Consider the following 12991-nt stretch of genomic DNA (forward strand, 5'->3'; position numbering starts at 1 on the left):
TCACATCGGCCGCTCTCCGTCACCGGCGGCGGAGCGCTGCCGCGACCGCGCACGTGCTGACCATCGACGCTGACCAGTGAAGGGACCACCTCCCCATGGCACGCACCGCTCCGATGAAAGCCCTGCAGCAGCTCGTTGAGGAACACGCCGCCGCCCGCCGTCTGCGGCTGCCGGTGGACGATGTGCGCGGCCTGCGCGCCGCAGCCGCCGCGGACCGCGATCCGGTCGGCCGCCGGGAGTTGCTGCGCTGGGCCGCGGCAGCCGGGGTGACGGTCGCCGCCGCGGGCTCCGGGGTGCTCGCGACCCCCGGTCGCGCGCACGCCGACGCGGCGGCCGTCGCGGCCAAGCCCGCGTACCGAAGCGCCCGGGTCGCGGTGATCGGCGCGGGCATCTCCGGGCTCACCGCCGCCCTCACCCTCGCCGACGCCGGGGTGCCGTGCACCGTCTACGAGGCGCATCCGACCCGGGTCGGGGGCCGGATGTACTCCGAGCACAGCTACTGGGCGAACGGCCAGACGTCCGAGTACGGCGGCGAACTGATCGACACCGGCCACAAGAAGATCCTCGAACTGTGCCGCCGATTCGGCCTGACCACGGTCGACGTCGCGGGCGCGGGACCCAACGGGGCGCAGGACGTCCTGTGGTTCGACCACGCCTACTACCCGCGCTCCCAGGCCGACGACGACTTCAAGGCCGTCTACCAGGCCCTGCACACCGACCTCACCGCGGCAGGCGAGGTCACCTGGAACCGCACCACCGCCGCGGGCACGGCCCTGGACAACCTCTCGCTGTACGACTGGATCGAGACCCGGGTCCCGGGCGGCCACTCCTCGCCGCTCGGCCAGTTCATGGACGTCGCCTACAACGTGGAGTACGGCGCGGACACCCAGCAGCAGTCCGCGCTCGCGCTGGTGCTGCTCATGGGCTACCAGCCCAACCCCGGCAGCTTCAACATGTGGGGGCTGTCGAACGAGCGCTACCACATCGCCGGCGGCAACGACCAGCTCCCCAGGGCCGTCCAGGCGGCCCTGCCGTCCGGCACCGTCCAGATGGGCTGGAAGTTGCTCGCGGTACGGGCCAATGCCGACGGTACCCAGACCCTCACCTTCGACAACGACGGGGCCACCCGGACCGTCGTCGCGGACCAGACCGTCATCACCGTCCCGCTCCCGATCCTGCAGGGACTGGACACCAGCCGGGCGAACTTCGACCCGCGCATGGTCAACCTGCTGCGCGACGCCAGGATGGGCTACTGCACCAAGCTCAACATGCAGTTCACGAGCCGCACCTGGGACGGCGCCGGCCCCTGGCCGGGCGTCGCCGAGGGCAGCTGCTTCACCGACCTGCCGTTCCAGCAGATCTGGGACACCACCCAGGGCCAGCCGGGCCGCACGGGCATCCTCATCCAGTACGGCGGCGGCTCCCTGGCCCGGGCCCTCACCCCGCCCGCGCCCTTCGCCTCCGACGCCGCCCCCTACGTCAGGAACCTGGCATCCACCGTGCTCACCGACGTCGACAAGATCTTTCCCGGGACCAAGGCGCAGTGGAACGGCAAGGCGCTGCTGTCCGCCTGGCACACGAACCCCTACGCGCTCGGCGCGTACTCCTGCTGGCCGGTCGGCTACCTCCACCGCTACGCCGGCTACGAGGGGACCCGGCAGGGCAACATCCACCTCGGCGGTGAGCACTGTTCGTACGACTTCCAGGGCTATATGAACGGCGGCGCCGTGGAAGGCGAGCGGGCGGCCGGCGAGGTGCTCGCGGACCTAAGGATCTGACCGCGCCTCTCACGATGGGTTTCCGCCCCCCGGCCTGCACCGGGGGGACGGAACCCCGGGGGAGGGCTGCGCGCGGTCGCGCACGACGGCGCGCCGCGCGGTCAGGGCCCCGGGAGCGCGTCGTCCGCGCTGCGGGGCTGCGCGGCGAGATAGCGCTGCAGGCCGACATGGCGGAACTGATAGACCGTGCCGACTTGGCGCAGGACCCCGCGCTCGTGCGCGTCCTGCAGGAACGCCATCACCGACCACGGGGTCTGGCGGCGCAGCGCCAGACAGGCCGTGGTGACGGCGTACTGCGCCCAGGCCGTCTCGCTGAAGCCGACGTAGAACCCGCGTGCCAGTCCCGCGGCGAGGCCCACGGCCAGACCGCCGCCGATGCCCAACGCCGGGATGACCCACAGCCGGCCCGTCAGCCCGAACTGGAAGACCCCCCAGGCCCCGAAGCCCAGGACGTAGAGCAGCAGGATCCGGCAGAAGATCCGGCGATCCTGGTCCACCAGCGTGCCCGGTCCGACCTGCACGGCGAGGTCCGCGCGCTCCAGTGTCAGGCGTTGGTTGAACCGGCTCCACAGCAGGGCCGCAGTGATCAACGCGGCCCACTGGGCGGCGCGGGCGCCGACCACCTGATACACCGCGAACGCGGTCACGAACGCCGCCAGGAGCCCGAAGCTCACCGCGGACCGGAACCGGGAGCTGGGGTACACCACGGCGGTCGTCTGGGCCAGGCCGAGGGCGGCCGCGCATGCGGACAGCAGGCCGGCGCCCAGTAGGCCGGCCAGCCCCCAGCCGACGCCCGTGGGGAGACCGGCGTCGAGACCGGCGCTGACCCCGGCCACCAGGCCGACCGTGACCGCACCGACGAGACCGGTGGCCAGCTCGGCCATCTGGTGGCGCTGCGCGGCCGGGACCGCCGAGCTGAGTTCCCACCAGGCGATGTCGGTGCTGCCGCCGCGCTGGGTCTCCAGATGCCGGGCCAAGGTGGCGAGCGTGTGCCGTGCCCGCTGCGCGGACCAGCGCGGCCGCACGCCGCGATCGGCGCCGTCGTCGTAGACGGTGGTGAGGAAACGGCTGAAGAGGTGGCGCTCGAGCGCGTCGCGGGAGTGCCCGCGCGTGGTGTCGCACAGCTCATCGGGGTGCGGGGTCGGCGTGGTGGCCCCGAGACGGGGTGGCGGGGCGTAGCTGGTGCGGGCCAGGAACAGGCCCAGCGGCGTGCTCAACACCTGGCCGAGGGGAGTGGCAGTGCCCAGATGGGCGATGACCGCATCCCACCGCTCGGGATGCGGAAGGCCGTGGCGCAGGTAGTCGGCGGCGGGGCCGGGAGACAGCGGTTCCAAGTGGATGCCGGCAGCACCGTCGAGTCGCCGGGCATCGGGTGCCTGCAGGGCAGCACGGTAGGCGTCGGTCCGGCTCGCCAGGACCAGCGGCCGGGTCCGCCAGGCCCGGTTGATCTCATGCAGGGCCACGGCGTGCACGGCGGGCGGAAGCTCATCGAATCCGTCCAGGAGCGGCAGAACCAGTCCCTGCTGCACCAGGGCCGCAGCCCGGTCGAGGTCTGAGCCGGCCGCGGCAGAATGCCGCAGGGCGACGTTGCGGTTGCGGCGCAACTGCTCGGCCATCCATGCCGTCAGATCCTGGGCGGAGGGGTTCCAGGACGCGAGGGAAAACAGCACCGGCACCGGCCCGCTGCCTCCCTCGCGCCCCAGTTCCTGCAGCAGACGGATCAGCAGCTCACTCTTGCCGGACCCGGGCTCGCCCACAATGACCAGGCGGCGCGTCGGCACCCGTCGGGTGAAGACCTCGCCGATCTGCGGGTAGGTCCCCTCCAGTCCCGCGGCCTCCGCCGGCCATGCGTCGGCGCTGCCTGGCGGGCCCCCGGGCAGCCCCCGGGCCGCCCCGACCACCTGCGCCCACTCGTCCACCAGCCCGGACTCGGCGGGCCGCCATGCCACCGGCAGTGCGAAGGACCCGACCGCGGTGCGCGCGGCCTTGGCCTCCCACTCCCGCTGCACGTCGATCGCCAACTCCTGGGCCACCGCGTCCAGGTCGCGCGCGTCCGTGCCGCCACGCGACACGGTGTCCGGAACCAGGCCCCGCAGGGCTGTGGCGAGGCCGATGACGGCCGTGAGGACCGTTACGGCGAGCAGGAAGCGCTGCAGCGCCTGGTCCCCGATGTAGCCCAGCTCCAGCCACAGCGCCAACGCCACGAGGGCTGCCACCGTCAGCGGCAGCATCCTGCGCGCGTTGCGCCGCGCCGGGCCGATCCCCCGTCTGCGCACACCACGCCATCATGCCGCACCCGCGCCCACCGGGCACCGTTCGCGACGAATCCCACCCACCGCGCCGGGCTTCCGAAAGGTCACCATCGGGCACAGCCGATACACGGCGCTGCGCGGCCAGCCGCAGATGCGTGCCGGGCGGGGCATCTTGCGTCCCAACCACCCGGACACCAGCGGACCTCGCGTCCTGTGAGGGCGAGCGGGGTGAGGGGGTGGTGGGGGAGCGGCCCAGGGGCGGTCGGGCGACGGGTTTGCGCCGCGGGCAGCGTTTTTCCTCATGCCACCGAGCGGATCGGATGCAGCGGGGTCACCTGCTGGCGGCGCCTGCGGGACTGGACCGAGGCGGGAGTCTGGCCGCGCTTGCACGAAGCACTTCTGGCTGAACTGAGGGCGGCCAACCTGCTCGAGATGGACGATGCCGCGATCGACGGCTCGCACGTCAGGGCCCTCAAAGGGGGGATCACACGGGCCCCTCACCGGTCGACCGGGGCCGGCCGGGCAGCAAGCACCATGTGATCGTCGACCGGCACGGCACACCACTCGTCATATCTCTGACCGGCGGAAACCGGCACGATGTCACCCAGCTCATACCGCTACTGGACGCGATACCCCGTATCCGGGGCCTGGCATTAACGCTCTGATTCGGCTCCACTTTCCGGCTTGAGTTGGCCCCACCCCTGGGGGCGTACGGGAGCGTTCGGGGGTTGTTCCGGTCTGATCTGGCCCCACCGGGCGTCGAGCGGTGGGACGGTCGTGGTGGGCCACCGCGTGGGGGCGATGCCGGATGGAGTTGTCGAGGGAAGAGCTGTTCCTGCGGATCCGTCGTGACTCGTGGCAGGAGGGGCTGTCGATGCGGGCGCTGGCCCGCAAGTACGGCGTGCACCGCCGGCTCGTACGCGAGGCTTTGTCGTCGCCGGTGCCCAGGCCGCGGAAGACGCCGGTGCGGCCATCGCCCCGGTTGGATCCGTTCAAGAAGACGATCGACGAGTGGCTGCTGGGGGATCTGGAGGCGCCGCCGAAGCAGCGGCACACGGTCCAGCGGATCTTGAACCGGCTGCGGCAGGAGTGCGGGGCGGAGATCGCCTACACCACGGTCTGGGACTACGTCTCCCGTCGGCGTCGGGAGATCGCCGAGGCTGCGGGGGCGGCACCGGCGGCGGGGTTCGTGATCCGCCACAACCAGCCGGGCATGGACGCCGAGGTCGACTTTGGCGAGGCATGGGTGGACCTGGCAGGCGAGAGGACGAAGTGCTTCGTCTTCGCCCTGCGTCTGGCCTACTCGGGCAAGGCGGTGCACCGCATCACCACGTCCTGCGGGCAGGAGGCTTTTCTGGATGGCCACGTTCACGCCTTTCGCACGCTGGGCGGCGTCCCGGGCGGTCAAATTCGTTATGACAACCTCTCGCCGGCGGTCTCGCGGGTGATCCACAAGAGCCGGTCACGGGACGAACACCCCAGGTGGACGGAGTTCCGCCAGCACTTCAGGATCACCCCCTTCTATTGCGAGCCGGGACTTCGCGGCGCCCATGAGAAGGGTGGAGTGGAGGGTCAGGTCGGCTACTTCCGCCGCAACTACCTCACGCCCGTTCCCCGGGTGGGCTCGCTGGACGAGCTGAACGCGTCCTTCGCCGAGTTCGAGCGGGCGGAGGAAGGCCGGAGGATCGGGATGCGGATCCGCACGATCGGCCAGGACTTCGCCCGCGAGTCCGTGCTCCTGATGCCGCTGCCGCAGGATTCCTTCGAGACCGGCGTCGTGTTCACCCCGCGGGTGGACCCCTACGGGATGATCGCGGTGAGGGTCTGCCGCTACTCGGTTCCGGCCCGGTTCATCGGCCGCACCGTCCGGGTCGTGCTCCGCTCCAGTGACCTGATCGTTTTCCACGGCCGCACCGAGATCGCCCGCCACCCCCGCCTGACCGCGAAGGGAGCCGAGCGGGTCGTCCTGGACCACTTCCTCGAAGTCCTGCTGGCCAAGCCCGGCGCCATGGCCGGCTCCGAGGCTCTGGACCAGGCCCGCCTCGAGGGCACGTTCACCGCCGCCCACGAAGCGTTCTGGGCTGCGGCGAAGAAGGCCGAGGGCGACACCGAGGGCACCAAGCAGCTGGTCCACGTGCTCCTGCTGCACCGCCATCTCGAACACCGCGACGTGATCGCCGGAATCCGATCCGCCCTCGCGGTCGGTGCCCACACCGCCGACGTCGTCGCCCTCGAGGCCCGCAAGGCCGCTCAGAGCGATGGCCGTTCCCCCACCGTGACGGTCACCGGGCCGGCACCGGCACTGCCCGGGCCGGAGCCCAGCGAGGTGGTCAGCCTGAATGCCCGCCGGGCTGTCCGCCTCCCTACCGACCAGCGTCCCCTGCCCGCTCTTGACCGCTGGGACCAGCTGCTGAACCGCTCCAGGAAGGACGCGCCATGACCGGCCCGCACCACAACCTGACCGAGACCGCCTCCGACGCGGCGATCGACACCGCCTGCCGGGTCCTGCGGTTGCCCACCATGCGAGCCCAGTTTCCCGACCTCGTCGCCCGCGCCGAACGCGAACGGCTCTCCTACCGAGGGTTCCTGGCCGAGCTGCTGATGTCCGAATGCGAGGACCGGGACCGGCGACGCTCCGAGCGACGGATCCGGGCGGCCGGCTTCCCCCGCCAGAAGTGGCTCTCTGACTTCGACTACAGCGCCAACCCCAACGTCGTCCCGGCTGTGGTCAACAACCTCGCCACCTGCGACTGGGTCAAGAAGGGTGAGCCGCTCTGCCTGATCGGGGACTCCGGCACCGGTAAGTCCCACCTTCTGATCGGGCTCGGGACGGCGGCAGCCATGGCCGGCTGCCGCGTCCGCTATGCCCTGGCCGCCAAGCTCGTCAACGAGCTCGTCGAGGCCGCCGACGAGAAGCAGCTGTCCAAGACGATCGCCCGCTACGGGCGCGTCGATCTGCTCTGCATTGATGAGCTGGGCTATCTCGAGCTTGACCGGCGGGGAGCCGAGATGCTGTTCCAGGTTCTGACCGAGAGGGAGGAGAACAACAGCGTGGCCATCGCTTCGAACGAATCGTTCGGAGGTGAAGTAGGCCGCCGACGAGGTACCCCTGGCTGGGGTCCTTTTCCGACGGCCCCTTCCCGAACGGTACGGGCGCCTTTCAACGCATACCGCTCTCCAGTGATGTCATCTCCGGGTTGAGGCTGTGGCCCGACCTCTGTGGATGTCCCAATGACAGTCGTGACAGACCACAAGGGTCTTGCGTCGACGTTGTGCCATGAGCTTTATCCAGGGAGAGGCTTCGGGCCGACCGGGCCGGTTGAGATCTGCCATCTTGCGGATGTGGTGAACTTGCAGACCATCCCGCGATCCGCACATCTCGCACTGTACCGCCAAGAGCCGGTGGATCAGCTCGTTGCTGCCGGTGTATCTCGTTGACGGTTTCCTGTCGGCCAGGTCAGCAAAGCGTTGCCGCTTCAGCGGAATTCCGCCAAAGCGAGCGACCAGTGGCTTCCTTCCGTCACTGCGCTTGACGATGACCTGCATGCATGTCCGTGGTCCGTCGGGCGTTTGGACGGTCGCCCTGTGCCGGCGAGCCATCTTCGTGACGGTGGACTGATGCTTCCTGGCCAGTGTCTTGAGCATGGATGTCTCCATGGCCCAATGCAGCATGCCCAGGCGTCCTACGTCCTGGGCCAGAAGGTAGTACTGGACGAGTCCTCGGTATTCCGCCTGGTATTTCGCCACGATCGAGTAGTCCTGATCGTGCATCAGGGCCCCGCGGAATGCCGGTTTCCCGTACTTCATGTACAACGCGCATCGCTTCCGGACTACGTCCCGTGGCACGTAGAGGCCGATGCATCCGTTGACCGCTCGACGCCCGCGAGTGATCTTCGTGTCAGCTAGTTGGGTCCTCAGTTCATAGCCGAGGAAGCGCGCCGCCTGGCTGGCGGCGTGCGTGATCAAAGTTTTGGAATCCGAGAGTTCCAGCCTGAGTTCGTCACGCAGGTAACTCGTCATCCGTTCTTTAATCTCCAAGGCTTCTCGCTTTGGCCCGGCAAAGCCGAGCAGCCAGTCATCGGCATAGCGGACATACCGAAGTCGCCGATAGTCCGGATCGTTCGGGTCGGCACTGGGAAGGCGACGAAGATGCTGCCGAAGCGTATGCACCGCCGCTATATCCCCACGCTGGCCTGCCCGTTTGATCCTCGCTTCGACGCGCCAGTACTCCCGATTTCGCCGACGCAGTCTGCCCCGGTTGTAGTCCGGTATGAGGTGCTGCTCAACAAACTGATCCAACCGGTCCAGGTAGATGTTGGAAAGGATCGGGGAGGCCACGCCGCCCTGCGGCGCACCGCTGAGCGTGGCATTCCAGCGCCAGTCCTCAAAGTACCCGGCCTTGAGCATCTGGTGGATCAGCCGCAGAAACCGCCCATCATGGATTCGCTCTCTCAGAATCGCGAGCATTACCTCGTGATCCAGGCTGCCGAAGCAGTCAGAGATGTCACCCTCGATGAACCAGTGTGTTCCCTTCCAGACTTCCACAACCTCATTGAGCGCGGTGTGGCAGCCTCGTCCGGGGCGGAATCCGTGGGAATGGCGGGAAAACTGGACGTCGTAGTACGCCTCCAAAAGGAGGCGGACCACCTCGGCGACCAACTTGTCCGACCACGTAGGCAATCCGAGCGGCCTCTTCCTCCCGTTCTTCTTGGGGATGTAGGTCCGCCGAACCGGAGTCCATCGATACGTCTCGGCCCGTAGCCTGCCGATGATCATGTCGATCTTCTCCAGGGACATGCCATCCACGGTTTCCCCGGTGGCCCCGGGTGTCATCGCACCCTTATTGGCGTAGATGCGCCCATAAGCCATCAGGAACAACTGCGGGTTGAACAACTGCCGATACAGCCTTTTTAGCGGCAGGTTCTTCCTGCCACGTTCCCGGAGGACGTCCAGCACCGTTGTGGCGCTCTGCATTTCGCATACCTCCCATCGCCGGACGTCTCAATCACCTGTGTCCCTTTGCCCTGTGACCGGCTTTCCCGGCCTCCTTGGCAGGTCGTCAATCCTGCGACTACTACGGACACTCCGTCACCGTAGGGCTCGCGCCCCTTAGGTGATCCCGTGGTACGTCTTCGCTGTACGTATCGAGCGCGACTTAGGCCGCCCACTCATTCCCTTGGCCGCCCTCGCTGGGAGGCGCTCTACGCCATGGAGGTTGCCCCAGTCTCCAACCGCGACCGAAGCATGGCGTGACGTCGAATTCAGGCGTCGTTTCGACGGGTGTCTCTCGCACCGCTGGGAATTAGGCTTTAAGCAATCAAGCCTTGGCCATATCGCGCGGGTCTTGCGGCACCCCGCCTTGGACGCCTCCAGACAGGCACCGCTTTCCGAGCATGCTGTTGTCCCCTCACGCTTTCGCGCTCAAGTAAGCCCGGCGACCCAAGAACCTCCCTCCAAGTTCATCCCGACTGAATCGGGGATACAACGAAGCGCCTCACGGCGCACGCTGGACGAAGACGTTCACGGACCCGCGGCTCTGCGCGGCCATCGTCGACCGGCTCACCTTCAACGGCACCATCATCGAGACCGGCACCGAGTCCTACCGCCTCGCCCAGACCGAGGCCAAGCAACAGGCGAAGAAGTAGCCCTCACAGATGACGGGTCGCCCTCTGGATGTGGATCACGGCTTCTGGCGATCTTGGCGATCGAGGTAGTCGACCAGTTTCGCTTCGCTGCGGCGCAGTCGAACAGACTCGTCCTCAGGCAGAGAGCCCAGCGCGTCGACGAGGACACGTGTTCGGAGAACGTGGACCATCGCACTGGAGTAGATCCGGCACCCGGAGCACCATGCCAAGCCGACGCACCGCTCGAACATCGAGGACTCAGGCGGATAGAGACGGAACTGGTAGGAGCGGACGGCGGTCCCGCAGGCAGTGCAGCTTCGGCGATCACCGTCCTCGACCGTTTCCCAGGTCGCCACCTTGACCCAGTGCCACCGCCTTGCCGGTGCTCTTCAAGTCGTCATGCGCAGCATTCTCGCTCATGGCCCATCAGCCCACCTCAATAGCCCCACGACTACCATGGCTGGCCCTGCTGAGACCGGAACCCGGAGCCAGTTCAGGCCGGAACAAGGGTCGCTTCAACCACCGACGTGGGGCCGGCCCAGACCGAAAATCTGGGGCCATTTCACGCCGTTAACGCCAGGGGCCGTCGCGGCCGCCCCCGAAACCGCCCCAAGCGATTGTTCGCCGACCGCGGCTACGACTACGACAAGTACCGCCGCCTGATCCGCGCCCGCGGGATCACTCCGAAGATCGCCCGCCGCGGCGCACCACACGGCTCCGGGCTGGGCAAAAAACGCTGGGTCGTAGAACGCACCTTCGCATGGTTGCACCAGTTCAAACGACTCCGCATCCGCTACGAGATACGAGCTGACCTCCACCTCGCACTACTCCAACTCGCTTGCAGCATAATTTGCTTGAGGCGACTCAGATCTTCATTCTGAAATGATCAGTTAGAGGTCCTAACAGAAGCCGGTTGTCGTGTGACGGTCGGCTTGGATGCTCGTTGGTAGAGGTGTGGGAAAGAGAGAGTCTCGTCCGTGGATCGTCTCGGATGAGCTGTGGTCGTTGATCGAGCCGATTCTGCCGATGCCTGGGCCGAAGTTGAAGCCGGGTCGGCCTCGGGTACCGGACCGGCGGGCGTAGCGCGGCATCTTGTTCGTGCTGCATACCGGGAGCCCGGGACCAGTCGATCCGCTTCTCCGCCCTCAACTTCGCGAGCAAGAGACCATGGAGCCGATCCCAGACGCCGGCCTCGTTCCAGGCCTCAAGCCGACGCCAGCAGGTCATACCTGAGCCGAAGCCCAGTTCCTGCGGCAGATACTCCCACTGGATTAGGACCTCTTAGACACCCCGAACAACGGAGCGAGCTGGCACATGGTCAGGTTCGTGCGCCAGTACGTGGCGACCAGCAGGACCCGGTCCTCCAACGGCAGGCCCCACGGCCGTCCCTTGCGGACCGCGTCTGCACCCTCGCGCCGCAGAACTGTCACCAGCTTTCCGAACTGCCGCGGCCTCAGCCCGGTGAACGGGGCTATCCAGGATGGCTCGGACGCCGTGATCACACCAGCCACTCGGAGGCCCGGCGCGCGGAACGGCTGGCGCTGCTGGAGCGGTTCGTCGAGGTGGGGGCCGAGGCCGAACGTTCCGCGTTTAGTCGGCCTTCCGAGTGGGAGGACACGGACGCCTGGTTCCTCACGACCCGAGACGTCATGAACAGACTGTGGGTTGCAGAGCGGCTCATCCGCATCCAGTTCCCTCTGCCGGTGCACGACGCGGCCCGCGCGTACTTCCTCGACCTCAACCGGACGGTATGGGAAGGCTTGCCCGACGGTGAAGGCGTGCGGGACTACCTGGAGGACAACCGGCTGGCGTTTCTGGACGCGGCTCGCGCGGTCATGGGGTAGCGCACCGCCGTCCCCCGGAGACCTTTTACGGGACAGCCCTTGGGCGAGATCATCGAGCAGGAACCGCATGCGAGGATGGTCTTCAACCCGAACGGCCTCGACCAGAGACTCGACAAGAGCACGGATAGCGGCGGGCACAACCCTAGGATCAGTGCACATACCCAGTGTTATCAGACAGTGCAGCCGGGACGGAATCGCCCGATGAGGTGACCGCCCATCGCACCGCCTCACGGGCACCCAGGCCATGCAGGCTCTTACCCGGCAGCGATCCGCGCTAGACCGTCCTGGAGTCGGCGGACGGCCTCCTCCGCCTCCGTGTATTCCTCAGGGCTCGCAAGGACAGTGCCGAAGGCGCCACCACGATCAGCAGGCAGAGCACGCCAACGCAGGACGGGTTCGAGCGCGTTGATGGCACCGGAGAGGAACCAGGCCAGGCGGCCGTGAGTGCGAGCAAGGGAGATCGCCAGAACGGCGAGGGTTTCCCGTAGGTGTTCGAGCCGCTGGATCTGCGGCAATGCCTCTTGGACATCCGGCGGCCCGATAGCTCTGCGCAGGCCGGCCTCCGTCTCAGAGGCGAGAGCACGTTCGCTGCGAACCAGCTCCCACACCTGGTCATGGATTTGTTGCTCGGCCTCCTCGGCCAGCACCGCGACGATCCTCCGCATGTCCATGCGGCTAACCCTAGTGAATCAGCCAACGCCGCTCGGCACGGCCCGTTCGATTCCTGGCCTGGCTCAATGACACACCCAGGATGAAAAACACCTACTGAACAACCGCGATGTCTTCGCCTCACCCTCGCTTCGCTGGTCCATCCCGCGGGCCCGCTTGCTGGACGGGCCCGCGGGGACGCTGTCGAGGAGGACGTCCTGGCGGCCCAGCAATGGTGGAGTCGGGTATTGGAACTCTCTGAATGCCTCCCGCCCTCGGGGCTCCGCGTGGGTCCCGGCGTGCTGGACCTGTAGTCAGGTCAGGTCGGTGCGAGGGTCGATAGCCCAGTGATTGGTTTGCAGGACTCGACCGGCAAAGGGCACGTCTTGCTTGCCCAGGAATCGGAATCCGAGGGCTCGGCAGATGCCGTTGGACGGGGCATTGGTTGTTGCCGGAAATGCGTGTACCAACCCCCACCGGCCGTCGTCGCCGGCCAGCTCAAGCAGTGTGCGGACGCCCTGCTTCGCGAGTCCCCGTCCCTGGTACTCCGGCAGTACCATCCAGCCGATCTCGGAGATGCGCTCGCCGTCTGCGGCGTGAGGCCACAACGTCACGGTTCCCGCGACCATGTCCAGCTCGGCCTCATCGGGCACGATCATCTTTGTCCAGTCGGTGTCCGCTGCCACCCGTTGAACATCACGCTGGACCTTCGCCTCCATGCCTTCGTAAGGCAGCGGCCCGCCCAGCTCGGCCATCATGACCGGGTCGCATCGCATCCGGACGTAGGCGTCGACGTCGCCGTACTCAACATCACGTAGCAGCATCTGTGGTGCTCCCTTGCCTTT

Annotated in this window: 7 protein-coding genes and 6 pseudogenes; 7 read left to right on the plus strand and 6 right to left on the minus strand. The window is 67.6% G+C overall.

Annotation, left to right across the window (positions count from 1 at the left end; translation table 11 throughout):
* Positions 1-95: 95 nt before the first annotated feature.
* Complete coding sequence (locus ABZ721_RS14710; RefSeq protein ID WP_358788989.1) at positions 96-1778, plus strand: NAD(P)/FAD-dependent oxidoreductase; 1683 nt, start codon at positions 96-98, stop codon at positions 1776-1778.
* Between the two features lie 101 nt (positions 1779-1879).
* Here the strand turns inward: ABZ721_RS14710 and ABZ721_RS14715 are convergent, their stop codons facing one another.
* Positions 1880-4054: an NACHT domain-containing protein gene (locus ABZ721_RS14715; protein ID WP_358788990.1), complete on the minus strand. Its 2175-nt coding sequence runs from the start codon at positions 4052-4054 to the stop codon at positions 1880-1882.
* A 291-nt stretch (positions 4055-4345) separates the two neighbouring features.
* On the opposite strand from ABZ721_RS14715, the pseudogene ABZ721_RS14720 reads away from it, so the two are divergent.
* From ABZ721_RS14720 to istB, 3 genes and pseudogenes are all read left to right on the plus strand, one after another.
* Positions 4346-4680, plus strand: a pseudogene (locus ABZ721_RS14720) (transposase); the annotation flags it as partial.
* Between the two features lie 158 nt (positions 4681-4838).
* Positions 4839-6470: an IS21 family transposase gene (istA, locus tag ABZ721_RS14725; RefSeq protein ID WP_358788991.1), complete on the plus strand. Its 1632-nt coding sequence runs from the start codon at positions 4839-4841 to the stop codon at positions 6468-6470.
* A complete protein-coding gene (gene istB, locus ABZ721_RS14730) occupies positions 6467-7231 on the plus strand; it encodes an IS21-like element helper ATPase IstB (RefSeq protein WP_358788992.1) in 765 nt (254 codons plus the stop codon). Before istA ends, istB begins: the two co-directional genes overlap by 4 nt.
* Here the strand turns inward: istB and ABZ721_RS14735 are convergent.
* A complete protein-coding gene (locus ABZ721_RS14735; protein ID WP_358788993.1) occupies positions 7217-9004 on the minus strand; it encodes a reverse transcriptase domain-containing protein in 1788 nt (595 codons plus the stop codon). The genes istB and ABZ721_RS14735 overlap by 15 nt on opposite strands.
* A 509-nt stretch (positions 9005-9513) precedes the next feature.
* On the opposite strand from ABZ721_RS14735, the pseudogene ABZ721_RS14740 reads away from it, so the two are divergent.
* Together ABZ721_RS14740 and ABZ721_RS14745 are read left to right on the plus strand one after the other, a co-directional pair.
* Positions 9514-9675 (plus strand): annotated as a pseudogene (locus tag ABZ721_RS14740) (ATP-binding protein); the annotation flags it as partial.
* Between the two features lie 557 nt (positions 9676-10232).
* Positions 10233-10535: pseudogene (locus ABZ721_RS14745) on the plus strand (transposase); the annotation flags it as partial.
* A 232-nt stretch (positions 10536-10767) separates the two neighbouring features.
* Here the strand turns inward: ABZ721_RS14745 and ABZ721_RS14750 are convergent.
* Together ABZ721_RS14750 and ABZ721_RS14755 are read right to left on the minus strand one after the other, a co-directional pair.
* A pseudogene (locus ABZ721_RS14750) lies at positions 10768-10920 on the minus strand (transposase); the annotation flags it as partial.
* 14 nt (positions 10921-10934) lie between these two features.
* Positions 10935-11165: pseudogene (locus ABZ721_RS14755) on the minus strand (transposase family protein); the annotation flags it as partial.
* Between ABZ721_RS14755 and ABZ721_RS14760 the strand changes: the two are divergent.
* Positions 11166-11498 (plus strand): annotated as a pseudogene (locus ABZ721_RS14760) (hypothetical protein); the annotation flags it as partial. It lies immediately after the preceding pseudogene.
* 254 nt (positions 11499-11752) lie between these two features.
* On the opposite strand, the gene ABZ721_RS14765 reads toward ABZ721_RS14760, so the two are convergent.
* Both ABZ721_RS14765 and ABZ721_RS14770 read right to left on the minus strand, forming a co-directional pair.
* Entirely contained in the window at positions 11753-12169 is a 417-nt protein-coding gene (locus ABZ721_RS14765; protein WP_358788994.1) for a hypothetical protein, read from the minus strand.
* 291 nt (positions 12170-12460) lie between these two features.
* Positions 12461-12970, minus strand: a complete 510-nt coding sequence (locus ABZ721_RS14770) for a GNAT family N-acetyltransferase (protein ID WP_358789084.1) — start codon at positions 12968-12970, stop codon at positions 12461-12463.
* Between the last annotated feature and the right edge of the window lie 21 nt (positions 12971-12991).

This window comes from Streptomyces sp. NPDC006733, assembly GCF_040636125.1.
GTDB lineage: Bacteria > Actinomycetota > Actinomycetes > Streptomycetales > Streptomycetaceae > Actinacidiphila.

Excerpts from the sequence above, each read along its gene's own strand:
- ABZ721_RS14710 (WP_358788989.1), top strand. The coding sequence starts at position 96 with ATGGCACGCACCGCTCCGATGAAAGCCCTGCAGCAGCTCGTTGAGGAA.
- istA (WP_358788991.1), top strand. The coding sequence starts at position 4,839 with ATGGAGTTGTCGAGGGAAGAGCTGTTCCTGCGGATCCGTCGTGACTCG.
- istB (WP_358788992.1), top strand. The coding sequence starts at position 6,467 with ATGACCGGCCCGCACCACAACCTGACCGAGACCGCCTCCGACGCGGCG.
- ABZ721_RS14735 (WP_358788993.1), bottom strand. The coding sequence starts at position 9,004 with ATGCAGAGCGCCACAACGGTGCTGGACGTCCTCCGGGAACGTGGCAGG.
- ABZ721_RS14765 (WP_358788994.1), bottom strand. The coding sequence starts at position 12,169 with ATGGACATGCGGAGGATCGTCGCGGTGCTGGCCGAGGAGGCCGAGCAA.
- ABZ721_RS14770 (WP_358789084.1), bottom strand. The coding sequence starts at position 12,970 with ATGCTGCTACGTGATGTTGAGTACGGCGACGTCGACGCCTACGTCCGG.